General features: G+C 33.6%; 12 protein-coding genes, 1 pseudogene and 1 other annotated feature. Of the genes and pseudogenes, 9 read left to right on the top strand and 4 right to left on the bottom strand.

Annotation, left to right across the window (positions count from 1 at the left end; genetic code table 11):
• The first annotated feature begins 13 nt into the window (after positions 1 to 13).
• From GMA06_RS08555 to GMA06_RS00360, 5 genes are all read left to right on the top strand, one after another.
• Positions 14 to 4,699 (top strand): S8 family serine peptidase, encoded by a 4,686-nt coding sequence (locus tag GMA06_RS08555; RefSeq protein ID WP_163561317.1) that lies wholly within the window; start codon positions 14 to 16, stop codon positions 4,697 to 4,699.
• Between the two features lie 39 nt (positions 4,700 to 4,738).
• Positions 4,739 to 4,934, top strand: a binding site (T-box leader).
• Positions 4,935 to 5,002: 68 nt separating this feature from the next.
• Positions 5,003 to 5,569 carry a flavin reductase family protein gene (locus tag GMA06_RS00375; RefSeq protein ID WP_163546225.1) on the top strand — a complete coding sequence of 189 codons (567 nt, stop codon included), beginning with the start codon at positions 5,003 to 5,005 and terminating at the stop codon, positions 5,567 to 5,569.
• A gap of 9 nt (positions 5,570 to 5,578) precedes the next feature.
• Positions 5,579 to 6,187, top strand: coding sequence for a GNAT family protein (locus GMA06_RS00370; RefSeq protein ID WP_163561316.1), 609 nt, complete (start codon positions 5,579 to 5,581; stop codon positions 6,185 to 6,187).
• Between the two features lie 181 nt (positions 6,188 to 6,368).
• Positions 6,369 to 6,539, top strand: a complete 171-nt coding sequence (locus GMA06_RS00365; protein WP_205426127.1) for a hypothetical protein — start codon at positions 6,369 to 6,371, stop codon at positions 6,537 to 6,539.
• A gap of 184 nt (positions 6,540 to 6,723) precedes the next feature.
• Positions 6,724 to 9,360: a valine--tRNA ligase gene (locus GMA06_RS00360; protein WP_163561314.1), complete on the top strand. Its 2,637-nt coding sequence runs from the start codon at positions 6,724 to 6,726 to the stop codon at positions 9,358 to 9,360.
• A gap of 151 nt (positions 9,361 to 9,511) precedes the next feature.
• Here the strand turns inward: GMA06_RS00360 and nrdG are convergent, their stop codons facing one another.
• Together nrdG and nrdD are read right to left on the bottom strand one after the other, a co-directional pair.
• Positions 9,512 to 10,030 carry an anaerobic ribonucleoside-triphosphate reductase activating protein gene (gene nrdG, locus GMA06_RS00355; protein ID WP_163546666.1) on the bottom strand — a complete coding sequence of 173 codons (519 nt, stop codon included), beginning with the start codon at positions 10,028 to 10,030 and terminating at the stop codon, positions 9,512 to 9,514.
• A pseudogene (nrdD, locus tag GMA06_RS00350) lies at positions 10,011 to 11,876 on the bottom strand (anaerobic ribonucleoside-triphosphate reductase); the annotation flags it as partial. The gene nrdG and the pseudogene nrdD, both read right to left, overlap by 20 nt.
• Before the next feature lie 265 nt (positions 11,877 to 12,141).
• Between nrdD and GMA06_RS00345 the strand changes: the two are divergent.
• Positions 12,142 to 13,236, top strand: coding sequence for a carbohydrate kinase (locus tag GMA06_RS00345; RefSeq protein WP_163561313.1), 1,095 nt, complete (start codon positions 12,142 to 12,144; stop codon positions 13,234 to 13,236).
• A gap of 1 nt (position 13,237) precedes the next feature.
• Positions 13,238 to 14,149 (top strand): pseudouridine-5'-phosphate glycosidase, encoded by a 912-nt coding sequence (locus GMA06_RS00340; protein ID WP_163546664.1) that lies wholly within the window; start codon positions 13,238 to 13,240, stop codon positions 14,147 to 14,149.
• 138 nt (positions 14,150 to 14,287) lie between these two features.
• Here the strand turns inward: GMA06_RS00340 and GMA06_RS00335 are convergent, their stop codons facing one another.
• Both GMA06_RS00335 and uvrC read right to left on the bottom strand, forming a co-directional pair.
• Complete coding sequence (locus GMA06_RS00335) at positions 14,288 to 15,214, bottom strand: peptidylprolyl isomerase (protein ID WP_163561312.1); 927 nt, start codon at positions 15,212 to 15,214, stop codon at positions 14,288 to 14,290.
• A gap of 63 nt (positions 15,215 to 15,277) precedes the next feature.
• The gene (uvrC, locus tag GMA06_RS00330) at positions 15,278 to 17,068 is read right to left on the bottom strand and encodes an excinuclease ABC subunit UvrC (RefSeq protein WP_163561311.1); all 1,791 of its coding nucleotides are present in this window, start codon (positions 17,066 to 17,068) and stop codon (positions 15,278 to 15,280) included.
• 76 nt (positions 17,069 to 17,144) lie between these two features.
• Between uvrC and GMA06_RS00325 the strand changes: the two genes are divergently transcribed.
• Entirely contained in the window at positions 17,145 to 17,783 is a 639-nt protein-coding gene (locus GMA06_RS00325) for an NAD(P)H-dependent oxidoreductase (RefSeq protein ID WP_163561310.1), read from the top strand.
• On the top strand, positions 17,783 to 17,956 hold the full coding sequence (locus tag GMA06_RS00320; protein WP_163546734.1) for a hypothetical protein: 174 nt from the start codon (positions 17,783 to 17,785) through the stop codon (positions 17,954 to 17,956). Before GMA06_RS00325 ends, GMA06_RS00320 begins: the two co-directional genes overlap by 1 nt.
• Positions 17,957 to 18,060: the final 104 nt, after the last annotated feature.

The raw sequence follows: 18,060 nt of genomic DNA, 5'->3' as shown, positions 1-18,060 counted from the left end.
TAAAGGAGTGGGAATGTTGAAATTTTCTAAAAAATTGACGGTAAGTATGATGACGTTGACTTTAGGGTTTGGCATTGTTCAACCATTGGTGTTACCAACAACGCAATACATTGCCTACGCACAAGAGGAATTGTCGAATATTACTGCTGGTGAAAAACCTTATCAAGATAATGATACTGTACAAGTTATCGTTAAATTAAAAGAAGCAGCAGTTGATCCAAATAGTTTAAAAACACCTGAAGGTCGTGCTAATCGTGAAGCGCAAACTAAACCAGCACGTGAAGCATTTTTGAAAACATTACAAGCAAAAGGAATTGAGTATAAAAAATTATTTGAATACGATCTATTATTTAATGGAGTTTCATTAGAAACAACTTATAAACAAGCAAAAGAAATTAAAGCCTTGAATGATGTTGAATCAGTAGATGTATCTGTTGATTACGAAGTGCCGACATTAAATGCAGATTCGAATGAATCTAATACGCCGGTCAACTATGGAAAAGCAATTGACAGTAATCAACTGATCAATGTTCAAGCACTATGGGATAAAAATATAAAAGGGCAAGGACAATTAGTATCTATTATAGACTCTGGTATTGATCCAGAACATGATGTCTTGCATCTTACAGATACATCAACGGCAAAATATAAATCTAAACAAGAATTAGAAGATGCAAAGCAAAAAGCCGGTATTACTTATGGAAAATGGTATAGTGATAAATTGGTTTATGCGTTTAACTATAATGATTGGAACGATGATATAAAAGAAGAAAAAGAAGACTCACACGGTATGCACGTAACGGGGACAGCCGTTGGGAATCCAACAAAACCAGCACCAAATGGCGATTACGTAGCAGGAGTTGCTCCTGAATCGCAACTGATGTTTATGCGTGTGTTCTCAGATAAAAGAGGGAAAGGAACAAGCTCCTTTATTTATGTGAAAGCCATTGAAGATTCAGTAAAATTAGGTGCTGACTCAATTAACATGAGTTTAGGGTCATCAGCAGGATCTACTTTAGAAATAGGACAAGCGGTATCTGGTGCTATTGATTTAGCTAGAAAAGCCGGTATCACTGTTGTTATTGCAGCAGGGAATAGTAATACATTTGGGTTTGGATATAGAGCACCTCTAGCAAGTAATCCAGATTATGGTTTAGTAGGGGATCCATCTATTGCGTATGATTCTATCTCTGTTGCAGCGATGAACAATTCAGTTTTAAATTCATCTGTTGTTAGTGTGCCACAATTAGCAAATGATGCAACAAAACATAATGGTATAGCACCGATCCGTACATATCAAAAATTATTCGATCCAACAAAAGAATATGAATATGTTTATGTAAATTTGGGTAAAGAAGAAGATTTTGAACAATTTGGCGAAAATGATTTAAAAGATAAAGTTGCACTAATTCAACGTGGAGAAATTCCATTTACTGAAAAAGTTATACGTGCAATGTTAAGAGAAGTTGCAGGAGTTGTTATCTTTAACCACGAAGTAGGTGGAGAAGACACAATGGGAATGATTTTAAATGATTTAGATAAAGAAATTCCAATTGTTTCTTTAGGGCATTCTTTTGGGAAAGAATTGTCAGAACATTCAGGTGATTATAAACTAGTCTTTAAAAAAGAATTAGCTAAAATTCCAAATGACAAAGCAAATACACTAACAGATTTCACAAGTTGGGGAATGTCATCTGATGGAGAGTTAAAACCAGACGTAACAGCACCAGGTGGTTCTATCTATTCTTCATTTAACAATGGTACATACGGAACAGAAAGTGGAACAAGTATGGCTTCTCCACACGTTGCCGGTGCCGTAGCATTAGTCAAACAAGTATTAAAACAACGTTTTTCAGAATTATCACCTGAGTCATTGCAAGCTTTATTGAAGCATTTAGTGATGAGTACCGCAAATCCTCATGTGAATACGGAAAAAGGAACATATACATCACCAAGACAACAAGGTGCAGGTATTATTGATGTAGATAAAGCTGCTTATGGCGATTTATATGTAACAGGTACAAATGATTATGGTAGTGTTGTTTTAGGAAATATTGATAATCAATTTGTGTTGAATTTAGTTGTACACAATGTATCTAATCAAGATAAAACATTACATTATAAAACGACTGTTAATACAGATGATGTTGAAAATGGGCTTGTGACGCTAAAACCAAGTTTATTGAAAACAGTTGAAGGACAAACAATTGTTGTTCCAGCAAATGGTACAGCGAGTGTTCAAATTCCTGTCGATATTTCTGAATTTAATGAAAAATTAAGCCAAACATTTGAAAATGGTACATATATCGAAGGCTTTGTTGTGTTCTCTGATCCACAAGCACAAGACCACGTGATTAGCTTACCTTATGTTGGGTTTAAAGGTCATTTTGAAAACTTACCAGTTTTAGAAAAACCAATCTATGCATTTAAAGAATCAGAAAAACCTTTCTACTTCTATGCAGATCCTAATGCTTCAGAAGAAGAAAAACAAAGAGATCCAGAAAATCATTTTACAGCCTTAGTAAGTAAATATGGTAAAAATGAAGTGGTTTTAGGAGAAACAGACACTGAACCTGAATTTGATGATTCAAAAATTGCCTTTTCTCCAAATGGCGATGGAAAACAAGATGCAGTAGCACTAAAAGCTGTGGTGCTTAGAAACTATGAAAACATGCACTTAGCAGTTTATAAAAAAGACGATGTGAAACGTGAACATCCTGTTTTTGAAACAGGAAATGGACAAGGTGCAAAAACATATTATGACGGTGGTCAAAATGTAAAATCAACTATTCTAAGTGAAACAGAATGGAACGGTAAAGACAATGATGATCGTGTTTTACCAGACGGCGATTATCAATATGTTGTAACATATCGTGCAGATGTTTCTGGCTCTGAAATGCAAGAAACAAGTTTTAATGTAAAAATTGATACAAAAGCACCAATGTATGATGGTGTCGGTGGAACATACGATAAAGAAACAAGAACATTTAAACCTTCTCGCATTACAGAAGACGGTAGTGGCATTAGTTATGAAGGATTAACTTATAAAAATGATAAAAATGAAGAAATAGAAGTTGAACCAAATGATGACGGTTCATACACATTACCAGAAAATGTTGATCCATCTAAATTCACATTTGAGATTATAGACTATGCAGGCAACACAACATCATTTAAATTATCAGATAAATTCCCTTCAGAAGAAAAAGGAACAATCGGATTATCATTTATATTAGACGGAGAAGCATTTGATTTACACGGTGTGATTTCACGTCATGTGATTAAAAATGATAAAGGCGAAATTGTGACAGATACATTTACAAGAAATGGTAAATCTGTTTATGCATTACCTTATGGCACATATACAGTGGAATTGGTTCTATTAACAGACGATGTGAAACTTGTTGGTAATAAAGTTGTGATAGTTCAGTTAACAAAAGAAAATCCAGACCAAGTCGCAACATTTGAAATGCAAGAAATCTTCCGTAATAAATTTGGTGTATTATTTGATAAGCCACTTCCAGAAGGTGCACGTGTTTTTGCAATAGATGCGAATGGTGAAAAAACAGAATTACCACAAAGTAAATATAATCCGTTCATTTTTGAAAGAAAATTACCAGTAGGGGATTATACAGTTCACATTGAATTACCAGAAGATTATGCAGCATCAGAAAATGATTTTACATTCACAGTAGAACATAAATCAAATCGTAAAGATGTATCATTGATTGTGCCAGAATATGTAAATATTGTTGGTACAAATGCGGATGATAAAGTAGCCGGTACTGTGACGTTAACAAATCCTGTTGTGAATACTGTAAAACTTGTTGTTGAAGAACAAACAGAAGACACTGTTGTAACCGACTTAACTACACAGTTTAATCAACAAGTAAATCCAAAAAATCAAACTGTAACATTCTATGATATTTACTTAACAAAAAATGGTAATAAAATAAAAGTAGATGGTAATCGTACAGTGACGTTATCAGGTACTTATCCAGAAGGAACAAAAGTGTATCACCAAAAAGAAGATGGTACATTTGAACAATTATTTACTAAAATTGAAGGTGGACAATTAAGTTTTGAAACATCAGGATTTAGTATTTTTGCGATTACTCAGCCAGAAAATAAACCAGTTGTTGATAAATCCGTTTTACAAGAAACGTATGATCAATATGATAAAGTGACAACAAGCGATGCTTATAAATATGATACAAAAGAAAAACAAGAAGCTTATAATCAAGCAGTAGCAAAAGCACAATCTGTATTGAAAAATGAATTAGCAACGCAAGAAGAAGTTAATGAAGCCTTAAATCAATTAAAAGCAGCACAAACAGCTTTAAATGGTGTTGCACCTAACCCAAAAAATGATGAACAAGCATCAGAGGGAGCAGCAGGAGAAACATCAACAGAAACATCAACAGAAAAAGTTGGTTTGCCTGTTGTTAGTCAACCAGTTACAATTGCTCGTGAGGTAACAACACAATATCATACTGGTAAAGGTTTATCACGTTATCATGTATCAAACAACACAGTAAGTACATCAGAAAATGCACAAGAAACACAACAAAAACAAGTAGAAAATAAAAATAGTTTACCAAAAACAGGTGAAACAAATATCACAACTGTTGGATTTATAGCCGTATTTATGAGTGGTTTGATTTATGTCAGAAAAAACCGTAAAAATCAAGAAAAGTAAATCTTTTTCATTCACATTTAATAAAGAGTATGTTAAAATTTACTTACGTTGATTAAGAGGAGTAGTTTTTGGATATGTTTTAGAGAGGACAGTCTTGGTGAAATCTGTCTACATAAAAAAAATGAAGGTAGCTTATGAGTTAACAAACTGAATATGAGTAAGTTTGTTCGGAGAGATACTTCGTTACTAATAAAAAGTATAACATTTAGGTGGTACCACGTTTTGCGTCCTAAACAGATAAACTATCTGTTTAGGACGTTTTTTTATAATCAACTTAGAGGAATAGGATAAAGGAGAATACATTTGAAAAAAGTACATATTGAAACAAATAAATTATTTTACGGGTCACCAGTCGTGTTGATTGGATATAAAGATGAATTGTATGGTTATAATGTGACAACAATTAACGCTGCTTATACAGTATCTAATACAGTAGCGATTGCATTATATAATGGTAATCATTCTTTTGAAGAAATCAAAAAAACAGGTCAGTTTACCTTAAATGTACCTGATAAAAATCAAATGGAATTGATTGAATTATTCGGATTTAATCGCGGAAAAGATAAATTAAACCAAGCGAACACACATTTTACGATAGGCGAAAAAGTAGATGCTCCAATTTTAACAGAGTGTTTTTATAATGTTGAATGCCAAGTTGTGAGCATGACAGAAGTTGGTGTGTATACGCATATTCTTGCGACGATTGAAGAGAGATGGATTGATGAAGAGTGTGTTGACGAAAATGGGCATTTAATACATGGAAAAGTCAATCCGGTTGAGTTTGTTGGAGATTCTAAAAAACGTGCCTATCGTTATTTGACATCGGATGTTCAAGAAGTAGGAGCATTTAAACGTTATTTAGATAAGTAGGAAAAGAGTATGAACATTATTGGAGAATATGACGGCTACCATTTACCTAAACTGGAAACGGATCGTTTAATATTAAGAACACGAACGTTCGATGATGTTGAGGATATGTTTTTGTATGCGAGTATTGAAGATGTTGCTGATAATTGTGGGTTTCCAGTTATAAAAACATTAGATGATGAAATAGAATTTATGAAAAATCTTCCAAAAAGTCATCAAGAGCACGATATTCCTGACGGATATGGTATTACGATTAAGGGAAGTGACCGAGTGATAGGTTCAGTTGATTTTAATCGCAGACATGGTGCCAATAGAGATATTTTAGAGATTGGCTATGTGTTACATCCAGATTTTTGGGGACGTGGCTATGTGCCAGAAGCAGCTAAAGCATTGATAGATATAGGCTTTACTTTGTTAAATGTTTCTAAAATGGAAATTGCGTGTCATTCATTGAATGAACGAAGTCAAAAAGTTGCAGAAAAATTAGGATTTACATTAGAAGCTCGCCTGCGTTTGCGTGATAAGTATGCCAATCAAATATGTGATGAATTACGCTATGGATTATTAAAATCAGAATGGCAAGAACAAAATACGAAAAACGAAGAAAAATATGATCAATAAAATTTTCATCTTTTTCTTAGGATATAAAGGTGACACAACGGGCATTGGTTTATTTAATGGTAATAAGAGTACAAAACAAATGAGTTTACATAAAGAATTTACGGGAATTTATCGAAGAAAGACATGATGCAGAAATTGAACGGGATAGATTTGACTTAATATCAAAAATCGAAAGCGATTGATGCTCTTGCTTGATATATCCATTGAATGTAAAGTTGTAGACATTGTAGAATGTGGTAATTATGTGAATTTTATTGCCTTAATTACAAAACATTTAGTATCGAATATGCTAATGGAAAACAATGTATTTTTAGGGGGAGTCTTTGAAACGATTTCTTATACGGGACGGTAAAAACGTTACTATCATTATCAATCAGATGCAGTAAAAACATGAAAAAATGTTTAAAAGAAGAAAGAGAATGGATTAAAAAATAACGTTTATTATAAAGTGGATAAAGTACGACATATAAAATGATAACTGTTTATTTAAGTGCTTTATAGAAAAAGTAATTTATAAAAGACAAAAGGAGAAACTAATGACAAAGGACTTATCAACAAAATATAATCCAAAAGAAGTAGAAGAAGGAAAATATACGACATGGGTAGAAAGTGGCGTTTTTAAACCAAATGCCAATCCTGATGCAAAACCCTACTCCATCGTTATTCCACCACCAAATGTGACAGGTAAATTGCATTTAGGGCATGCGTGGGATGTGACATTGCAAGATGCGATTATTCGTCAAAAACGTATGCAAGGATATGACACATTATGGTTACCGGGGATGGATCACGCCGGCATCGCGACACAAGCGAAGGTAGAAGAAAAATTACGTGGAGAAGGTGTTTCTCGATACGATTTAGGTCGTGAAAAATTCCTTGAAAAAACATGGGAATGGAAAGAGGAGTATGCTCAAACTATTCGTTCACAATGGGCAAAAATGGGGGTGTCTGTTGACTACGATCGTGAACGTTTTACATTAGATAGTGGTCTTTCAGAAGCTGTTCGTAAAGTATTCGTGGATTTGTATCATAAAGGTATTATTTATCGTGGTGAATATATTATTAACTGGGATCCAGCTGCAAAAACAGCTCTATCGGATATTGAAGTGATTCATAAAGATGTTGAAGGAGCTTTCTATCATATTCGTTATGATTTAGCAGACGGAAGTGGTTCAGTAGAATTGGCAACGACACGACCAGAAACAATGTTGGGAGATACAGCTGTTGTGGTACATCCAGAAGATGAACGTTATAAAGATTTCATCGGAAAAACAGTTATTTTACCACTTGTTAATAAAGAAATTCCGGTTATTGCAGATGACTATGTTGATAAAGAATTTGGTACGGGCGTTATGAAAGTAACACCTGCACATGATCCAAATGACTTTGAGCTAGGATTACGCCATCAATTACCAATGATTAACATCATGCACGATGATGCAACGATGAATGAATTGGCAGGTGAACGTTATCAAGGATTAACGAATGTTGAAGCACGTAAACGTGTAGTTGCAGATTTACAAGAACAAGGTTATCTTGTAAAAATCGAAAAAATGATACATAGTGTTGGACATTCAGAACGTACGGGAGTTGTTGTAGAGCCGAGATTATCTACACAATGGTTTGTGAGAATGAAAGACTTGGCTAAGCAGGCAATAAAAGCACAAGAAACAGCAGATAGAGTAGATTTTTATCCGCCACGTTTTGAACAGACGTATTTAACATGGATGGAAAATGTTCATGACTGGGTTATTTCTCGTCAATTATGGTGGGGGCATCAAATTCCAGCGTGGTATCACAAAGAAACAGGTGAATTATATGTAGGTATGCAAGCACCAGAAGATAGTCAACATTGGGTACAAGATGAAGATGTTTTAGATACATGGTTTAGTTCTGCTTTATGGCCATTTTCAACAATGGGCTGGCCTGATATACAAGCATCAGATTACCAACGTTATTTCCCAACAAATACATTAGTAACAGGTTATGATATTATTTTCTTCTGGGTAAGTCGTATGATTTTCCAAAGTTTAGAATTTACTGGACAAAAACCATTCCAAAATGTGTTGATTCACGGACTGATTCGTGATAAAGACGGTCGTAAAATGAGTAAATCACTTGGAAATGGAATTGATCCAATGGATGTGATTGAACAACATGGTGTTGACTCATTACGTTGGTTCTTATTAAATGGTTCTGCTCCAGGTCAAGATGTTCGCTATATGGAAGAGAAAGTCGAAGCTGCTTGGAACTTCATCAATAAAATTTGGAATGCAAGTCGTTACACATTGATGAACTTAGGAGGCTTAAAACCAGAAAATATTGACTTATCTGGTGAAAAAACATTAGCAGATCGCTGGATTTTAACACGATTTAATCAAATAGTAGAACGTGTGACAGATTTATTTGATAAATTTGAATTTGGTGAGGCGGGACGTCAACTATATAACTTTGTTTGGGATGATTTTTGTGATTGGTACATTGAAATGTCGAAAGAAACATTAAATGGTACCAATGAACAAGCAAAACATACAACACGCAGTATTTTACTCTATGTTTTAGACAATACATTACGTTTGTTGCACCCAATGATGCCATTTGTAACAGAAGAAATTTGGCAACAATTATATCCTGAGCAATCCATTGTTATTGCAAGCTATCCAGTTGTAAATGAAGCGCAAATAGACGCTGTGTCATTAGATAGTATGGAACGCTTAATCGAGTTAATTCGTACGGTACGCAATATTCGTAACGAAGTAAATACGCCATTGTCCAAAGCAGTACCAATATACATTAAAGCAAATACAAAAGAAATCAGTGATTTACTCATCGACAATAAAGATTACATCACACGTTTCTGCAATCCGTCTACACTAACGATTGATACAGAGATTTCCTTAGATGAGGAAGTGATGACAGCTGTTATCAGTGGTGCAGAAGTATTATTACCACTGGCTGGCTTAATCAATATTGAAGATGAAATCAAACGTCTTGAAAAAGAAAAAGAAAAATTAGAAAAAGAAGTGGCGCGTGTCGAAAATAAACTAGCAAATGAAGGTTTTGTAGCGAAAGCACCCGCACATGTCATTGAATCCGAAAAACAAAAAGGCGATGATTACAAACAACAATTAGAAACTGTAATCAAACGTATTTCTGATTTGAAACAAATGTAGTCTGCCATACTTTAAAAATCAAAAACGCTTGACGTCCTTTTTTGACGTCAAGCGTTTTTGTGTTCTATAATAAATTGTGGTGGTATTTTGAGTTAATCTCATTTGATTTATAGTGTTATATGTCCATTTTCGTTATTCTTAGTGTCAGTCTTTATTTTTTTAAATGTTCCCATAATTTGATCGTTTGTGATGTTAAGGATTGCTGCACATCAATAATACGTTGGTTTCTGCTACCTCTAAATTGTAATGTTAAATCTAATTGTGACAGTACAAAGCGACCGTCTACTAAAATATCAAGATAAGATAGTAATTCTTGTTTATCTGTAGTTTCTTCTTGTAGTTCCTCCCATGTATAGCCACTCCAAAGCCAAATATCTTTTGAATGACCGTATAATGATCGTATGTCACGACATAAATCAGTTAAAACTGACGTATGTAAAAATGGTTCACCACCTAGTAAAGATAAGCCTTGACAATAACTTTGTCCAATGTCTTGTAAAATTTGTGATTTTAAAGTATCAGAATAATCGGTCCCATATTGAAAGTCTTGTGCACATTTATTGTAGCATCCTTTGCAATTAAATAAGCAACCACTCACATATAAACTACAACGAACACCTTCGCCGTCTACAAAATTAAATGGTTTATAATCAGCAATCTTTGTTTTCATAAATATGTATCTCCAAATGCTTTTGTCGTGCCACAATTTCTTTGTGTCGACCGGCAATCATTGGACGAGCTTGAGGATTTCCTAAATACCCACATGTTCGTTTGACAACATCACATGTCTCGGGATTTCTATTTCTACAGCTTGGGCATTCAAATCCATGTTCTGTCGGTTTGAAATCTCCAGTAAATGCGCACTCATAACATTTATCAATAGGTGTATTCGTCCCTAAATAGCCCACTTTATCGTATGCAAAATCCCATACGGCTTCTAAAGCTTTCGGATTTTGTATCATATTAGGGTATTCACAATAATGAATAAAACCACCAGGTGAATATTTAGGATACTCACTTTCAAATAAAATTTTCTCAAACGGAGTTGGCTTTTTACGCACATCATAATGGAAACTGTTCATGTAGTATCCCTTGTCTGTAATATTAGGAACATCTCCAAACATCTCTTTATCCAATCGACAAAAACGATCCGTTAAACTTTCGCTAGGAGTTGCATACACGCTAAAATGATATCCGTATTGTTTACTCCATTCTTTTGTTTTTGTATCAAGTGCTTTTAAAATATCAATGGTGAACGCTTTAGCAGAAGTGTTAGATTCCCAGTTTTCACCAAAAAATTTTGTTGCCACTTCATATAAACCAATATAACCTAAAGAAATAGTTGCTCTATCTTGATTGAAAAGTGTATCAACTTTATCGTTTTGATTTAGCTTTACACCAAATGCACCATGTTGATATAAAATAGGTGCATTTGTTGGACGGGCTTGCTTTACACGTTCGATACGATAAACAAGTGCATCGTGACAAATGGTTAATTTATCCATTAAAAGTGTCCAAAATTCCTCTAAAGACTTACTTTCTAAAGCAATACGAGGTAAATTTAAAGTCACAACACCTAAATTCATACGACCCGAATTGATAGAAATACCGTCTTTATTTTGCCAGCCATGTAAAAAAGAGCGACAACCCATTGGTGCTTTAAAACTACCAGTAATATCAATAATTTTGTCGTACATTAAGACATCAGGGTACATACGATGTGTCGCACATTCAATAGCTAATTGTTTTAAATCATAGTTAGGGTCTTTTGGTTTTAAGTTTGTTCCGTCTTTTAATGTGAAAACTAATTTAGGGAAAATAGCCGTCCGTTTTTCTTTTCCTAAACCAATTAAACGTACCGTTAAAATTGCTTTTTGGATAGCACGTTCTATCCAGTTTGTACCAAGTCCGAATCCTAATGTTGTGAAAGGTGTTTGACCTTGGGATGTATAGAGTGTATTGATTTCATATTCTAAACTTTGCATTGCATCATAAATATCTTTTTCTGTTTTTTCACGTGCATAAGCATGATGTTTAGATGTATCATCAATCCATTTTTCAGCTGTTTTTAAATGCTTATTGTAATTTAATTGTGCGTAGGGAGCCAACACTTCATCAATTCGATTAGCACTACAACCTCCATATTGACTAGAGGCAACATTGGCAATGATTTGTGCCATTTGAGCAGTCGCTGTTTGAATAGATTTTGGAGAATCAACTTGTGCATTCCCAATTTGAAATCCTTGTGCAAACATTGTTTTAAAATCAATTAAGCAACAATTTGTCATTGGTTGATAGGGATGATAGTCTAAATCGTGGTAATGAATATCTCCATTTAAATGGGCATGAGCAACATGTTTTGGTAACATTTTTAACCCCAATGTTTTTCCGACAATGCCCGCCGTTAAATCTCTTTCAGTATTATAAACTCTACTGTCTTTATTTGCGTTTTCATTCACGATTGTCACATCATTATTTCGTAATTTATCAATAGCCTGTTCAATATTAGTTGCTCTTTCTAGTAAATCAGTCATTGCTTTCACCTCATCTATCATTTTAAACAAAAAAATAAAAAAATCAACTAAAAACACAATATATAGTATCTTGTCTAAAGTTATGTACGTATATATAGATTGTGAAAAAAGAGAAGAATATTGTCAGAAAATGAATAAAACCGTCTTTTATCTTGTGAAAAAGTATTGACTTTTTTTAAAATAAAGCGTATTATTTAAACATAAGTTTTTAAAACTGAACATTTGTTTGAAGAGAGGAGGCGGGAATATGAAAGAAAATGAGAAAATTATCTTTCGTTTAATTGAACAAAATCCCTATATTTCTCAACAAGAAATTGCAGACATCGTAGGCTTATCTAGACCGGCTGTTGCCAATATTATTTCATCTTTAGTAAAGAAAAAATATTTATTAGGGAAAGCCTATATTGTCAATGAACGCAATGGTATTGTTTGTATCGGAGCAGCCAATGTCGATAAGAAGATTAAAACTACAGAAAAACTCATTAGCTATACGTCTAATCCCGTAACATCCATGGCATCAGTAGGTGGTGTTGCTAGAAATGTCGCAGAAAATTTAGGAAGATTAGGTAATGAAGTGTCGTTATTATCTGTTTCTGGGAATGATGCAGAATGGGCACGTATTCGTGAAATGTCTAGTCCGTTCATGAATACGAATAGTGTTGTCACGATTGAAGGGCAGTCTACTGGAACGTATACCGCTTTATTAGATGCAGACGGAGAAATGTATTTAGGTTTGGCAGATATGTCGATTTATGATTATTTAACGCCTGAATTATTGATGAAACAAACAGCGATTTTACAACACGCTAGTTGTATTATTATGGATTTAAATTGTCCTAAAGAATCTATTGAGTTTATATGTTCTTTTTCTGCAAAAAATAATATAAAACTCGTATTAATAACCGTATCTGAGCCAAAAATGGAAAGATTACCACAAAATTTGCAAGCTGTTGATTGTTTAATTGTGAATAAAGGTGAAACACAAGCCTTTTTTAATGAACAATACAACACAAAACAGGACTTAGAAAAAGCGGGAGAGAAGTGGTTATCTCTTGGTGTCAAAAGAGTTGTTTTAACACAAGGTTCAAATGATTTACTTGTGATGTCACCAAACCCTAAATGGTATCCTATTAAAGCATTAAATGCAGAAAATATCATTGATGTGACTGGTGCAGGAGATTCATTTACTGCGGCGTATATTGATGCATGGCTCTTAGATGAAGATGATGATACGTGTGCATTGGCGGGAAGAACAAATTCTTATCACACGATTCAATCTATTCAAACTGTTAGACCACAATTAACAAAAAATCGTTTATTAAAAGAAATGAAGGAGTATTAATATGGAAAAATATTTAGTGTTTTCAAAAGAAGTACAAGAAGGGATGCAAAAAGGTTTACCAATTGTTGCATTAGAATCAACAATTATTTCACATGGTATGCCATATCCACAAAACGTTGCAATGGCTCGTGAAGTAGAACAAATCGTTCGTGATAATGGGGGTGTTCCAGCAACGATTGCGATTGTAGATGGTAAAATTAAAATCGGCTTATCCGATGAAGAATTAGAAATGTTTGGTAGTAGTAAAGGCATTGCTAAAGTATCAAGACGTGATTTAGCAGATGTTGTGGCAAGCAAACGTTTAGGTGCAACAACTGTTGCTTCAACAATGATTTGTGCAGCTTTAGCAGGTATCAAATTCTTCGTTACAGGAGGATTAGGTGGTGTGCATCGTGGCTGGGAAACAACATTGGATATTTCAGCTGATATGGACGAATTAGCACAAACAAGCGTTACTGTTATTTGTGCAGGTGCTAAATCTATTTTAGATTTACCAGCAACATTAGAATATTTAGAAACAAAAGGTGTACCAGTTGTAGGGTATGGTGTGAAAAACTTACCGGCATTCTTTACACGTGATAGTGGATTACCATTAGCTTTATCACATGATAAATTAGAAAATATTGCTGATATGATTCGCACAAAATGGGCATTAGGTTTAGAAGGTGGCGTTGTCGTAGCAAATCCAATTCGTGAAGAAGATGCAATGGATCCAGAATACATCAATGGTATTATCGCATCTGCTGTAAAAGAAGCAGAAGAAAAAGGTATTGTTGGAAAAGATATTACACCATTCTTATTAGGAAAAATCGTTGAATTAACAGACGGAAAAAGCTTAGAAGCAAATATTAAATTAGTGAAAAACAATGCGAAAATCGGTACACAATTAGCGGTACATTATTTTAATCATTAAAAACTAACTTTATAGAAAATTGTGTTGTGAATAAATTTTGAATAGTGTCCCCAAAAAGTTAGATAGAAAATCTAACTTTTTGGGGACACTAATAAAACACCGGACAGTCGTAAAAACGACTGTCCGGTGTTTTGAGTTTTATTTTTTACTTTCAGTTGTTGTTCCTTGTTGTGATACAGATTGTTCATTAGCTGTTGGTTTTTGTAAAAGTGAGCTTAATGCTTCATTTAAAAAGACATCAGAGATTTTAATATCAGCATCTTTTAACAATTCTTCAATGACATTTTGTTGTGTTGTTTTATCAGATGCTTGGTCATCAATATATTCTGTTTTAAATTTTTCTTTATCAGCATCAAATGTTGTTTTAGCTGGTTTTGATTCCATTTTAATAATGTGGTAACCAAATGTTGTTTTAACAGGTGTAGAAGATGTTTCGCCTTCTTTCATATCTCTCACAGCTGTTGCAAATTCAGCAACCATAGCGCTCGGTTTAAATGAACCTAAAGAACCACCTTTTTCACTATTGCTTTTATCGGTTGAGTATTGTTTCGCTAAAGCGTTCCAATCGCCACCATTGTTTAATTCTTCAAGTACTTTTTTAGCTGTTTCTTCATCTTTTACTAAAATATGAGATGCTGTTACTTTTGGTTCCCATGATTCATATGCTTTTTCTAATTCTTCATCTGTTGGTGTAACATGTTCTTTTACAACTTGTAAAACAGCGTAGTTTGCATAGATAGTTTGTTTAAATGCTTCTTCTGAATCATAGCCATTTTGTAATAATACTTTTTTAAATGCTGCATCCCCACCAGCAGTTTGTTTACGAGTAGCGATAAGCTCATCTGTTTGTTTTGTGACAGCGGCTTTATCTTTTACTGAATTAACAGCGATTTTTTGAACAAGCAAACTATATAGTGCTTGTTTACCAGCTGTTGTACGCATTGAATCGTATAATTCATTTTTTGTAATATTACCTGCTTTTGTTGTTGCAATATTCTCGTTTGAACATGCAGATAATGTAACAACTGCTGCGGCAGTTGTTAAAACTAACCATTTTTTCTTCATATAAGACTCCTATTCTAAAAATTGTTATTGCCCTTTAGATATTATATCACATGTTGTCAAGGTTTATCCATTATCAATAGATTTAAAATAATGATAAAGATTATTCGCTACATTTTTTGATATACCAAGATGTTTGAAATCTTCAAGAGAAGCTTCTTTTAACTCTTTTAATGTTCTAAAATGCACTAGTAATTTTTTCTTTGTTTTTGGTCCAACTCCCTCAATATTGTCTAATTGTGATGAAAGAGAGTGTTTACTTCGTAATTGTCTATGGAATGTAATGGCAAAACGATGGACTTCTTCTTGTATACGTTGGATTAGTCTAAATGCTGGGCTTTGAATAGGTAAATCAACGACGTGTAAATCATCTCCAAAAATTAAAGATGCTGTCTGATGTTTATCGTTTTTTACCATTCCAGCAATAGCAATCTGTAAGCCTAATTCGTCTTCTAAAACTTCTTTAGCGGCATTTACTTGAATAGCACCACCGTCCATTAAAATTAAATCAGGCATAGGTTTATTTTCTTTTAGTAAACGAGAGTATCGTCTTCTAATGACTTCTTGTGTTGTGGCAAATTCATGACTTCCTACTACGGTTTTAATTTTAAACTTACGATAAGCTTTTTTGTCAGGGATACCATTTTTATAAACGACCATGGCTGATACAGGATTTGTTCCTTGAGTATTAGAATGGTCAAATGATTCAATCGTATTTGCACTTTGGATACCTAAATAATGCGCTAGTTCATCTACGGCTTTAATACTTCTAGTGTCTTTCAATGTTTCTAAATGAATGCGTTCATTAACAGCAATTTCACTATTTTTAATCGTTAAATCGAGTAAACTACGTTTTTTATTTCGTTTTGGTGTGATGACTTTGACACCGAGTGTATCAGCTAATAAGTCTTTATCAAGAGTGTCTGGAACAATAATTTCTTTTGGTAAAATATGTCCTTTATCGAGATAAAATTGTAAGATATAAGATAATACCTCGTCTTCTGGGTTACCATAGCACTCAAAAATGGTAGCTTCACGTTTAATAATACTTGATTGTCTTAATAAAAAGACTTGAATTGATAAAAGACCATTTTTGATGAAATACCCAAAAACATCATGGTTTGAATAGTCTTTTGACAAAATAATTTGTTTTTCAACAGTTGTTTCAATATAGTGAATTTGATCTCGGTAATCTCCAGCACGTTCAAAGGCAAGTTCTTCAGCAGCTTCTTGCATTTTCATGCGTAATTCTTTTTTGATTTGTGATACATCCCCGTTTAGAAAGCGTTGGATAAGTTTAATGCGTTTATCGTATTCTTCTTTTGGGACAGGGTGGTCACAACAACCAATACATTGATGGATGTGGTAATAAAAACAGGCTCTTTTTTCTTGTTTGGAGCATCTTCTCAACGGATAGCTCTTTTGTAGTAATTGTAAAGTCTGATTTGCTGCTCCTACATTTGGATAAGGTCCAAAATATAAACCGCCGTCTTTTTCGACATGATTTGTAATCATCATCTGGGGGTCTTTTTCCTTTGTGATTTTTAAATAAGGATACATCGTTGTTTCTTTTAACTTAATATTATATTTTGGTTGGTATTTCTGAATTAAATTTATTTCGAGTAAAAGAGCTTCTTTATTTGTCCGTGTTACAATAGTTTCAAATGTGCGAATATCATTGACTAAAAGCAATGTTTTTCCGTCGTGAGCACCTCTAAAATAACTATTGACACGATTTTTTAAATTTTTTGCTTTACCAATATAAATAATCTCTCCGAATGCATCTTTCATCATATAGCATCCAGGTAAATCTGGTAGTAACGATAGTTTTTCTTTAATGTGTTTTTTATAGTCCATATTATCACCTAAAAAATGTTTTCATGTTTAAGTATATGCTATAATCAATAAAAAGCAATAAAGGAGGTGCTGATAATTGAAAACACTAGTGGTTATTGGACATCCAAAACCAAATGAATCACACGTAAATGTTTTTTTGAAAGAAAGTGTGGCACAGATTGAAGAGGTTATATGGCATGTGTTAGCCAATCGTCAGATTGATGTTGAACAAGAAAGAGCGTTATTAAAAAGTGTAGATAGAATTATTTTACAGTTTCCTATATATTGGTATAGTTGTCCTTCCCTATTAAAAGAATGGATAGATACTGTTTTTTCGTTTCAAATGCACGAACTAGAAGGGAAAGAATTTGGAATTGTTGCTTTAATGGGTGGGGCACAAAAACAATATCAAGCCGGTGGAAAAGAAATGTATACTGTCTCAGAAATGCTAAGACCGTTTGAAATGCTAGCAAGACATTTAAAAATGACGTATTTACCACCATTATCCATACATCAATTTTCTTATATGAGTGAACAGGAAAAGCAAGCGTTATTAGTAGAGTATATGCATTATACGAGTGCAATATATCCAATGACGTTTCAAGAACAAGGAAAATGGTATGTGCATACGTTGAAAAAAATAGTACATGAAGAGATACAGACCGTTATTGATGTGATTGAACATAATCAAGAAGAATTGGAAGAATTACAAGAATTGTTAAAGGAAATGATGTAATGGAACAGCAATGGATTTACCGTGTATTAGAAGATATGATACAAAAAGAGTTGCAATATGAAAATAGGGCAATACTAAAACAAGTACAGCGATATATTGAAAAACAATACGAACGTATTGAACAATCTAAAGGGGTGTTAGAAGGGAATATGTGGAGTCCAAGCAAATGGTAAGGGTCGTTTTTTGTCCCTGATATATTGTTTTTTAAAATCACATTAAAACTGTTGAATAAAGAAAATATGAATGGTATAATAATGGTGTGCTTGATAAGAGGTAA

Origin of the sequence: Granulicatella sp. zg-84, from assembly GCF_010892375.1 — a bacterium.
Taxonomy (GTDB): domain Bacteria; phylum Bacillota; class Bacilli; order Lactobacillales; family Aerococcaceae; genus WM01.
This window is presented reverse-complemented; position numbering and strand designations above follow the sequence as displayed.

Excerpts from the sequence above, each read along its gene's own strand:
- GMA06_RS08555 (WP_163561317.1), top strand. The coding sequence starts at position 14 with ATGTTGAAATTTTCTAAAAAATTGACGGTAAGTATGATGACGTTGACT.
- GMA06_RS00370 (WP_163561316.1), top strand. The coding sequence starts at position 5,579 with ATGAACATTATTGGAGAATATGACGGCTACCATTTACCTAAACTGGAA.
- GMA06_RS00365 (WP_205426127.1), top strand. The coding sequence starts at position 6,369 with ATGCTCTTGCTTGATATATCCATTGAATGTAAAGTTGTAGACATTGTA.
- GMA06_RS00360 (WP_163561314.1), top strand. The coding sequence starts at position 6,724 with ATGACAAAGGACTTATCAACAAAATATAATCCAAAAGAAGTAGAAGAA.
- nrdG (WP_163546666.1), bottom strand. The coding sequence starts at position 10,030 with ATGAAAACAAAGATTGCTGATTATAAACCATTTAATTTTGTAGACGGC.
- GMA06_RS00345 (WP_163561313.1), top strand. The coding sequence starts at position 12,142 with ATGAAAGAAAATGAGAAAATTATCTTTCGTTTAATTGAACAAAATCCC.
- GMA06_RS00340 (WP_163546664.1), top strand. The coding sequence starts at position 13,238 with ATGGAAAAATATTTAGTGTTTTCAAAAGAAGTACAAGAAGGGATGCAA.
- GMA06_RS00335 (WP_163561312.1), bottom strand. The coding sequence starts at position 15,214 with ATGAAGAAAAAATGGTTAGTTTTAACAACTGCCGCAGCAGTTGTTACA.
- uvrC (WP_163561311.1), bottom strand. The coding sequence starts at position 17,068 with ATGGACTATAAAAAACACATTAAAGAAAAACTATCGTTACTACCAGAT.
- GMA06_RS00320 (WP_163546734.1), top strand. The coding sequence starts at position 17,783 with ATGGAACAGCAATGGATTTACCGTGTATTAGAAGATATGATACAAAAA.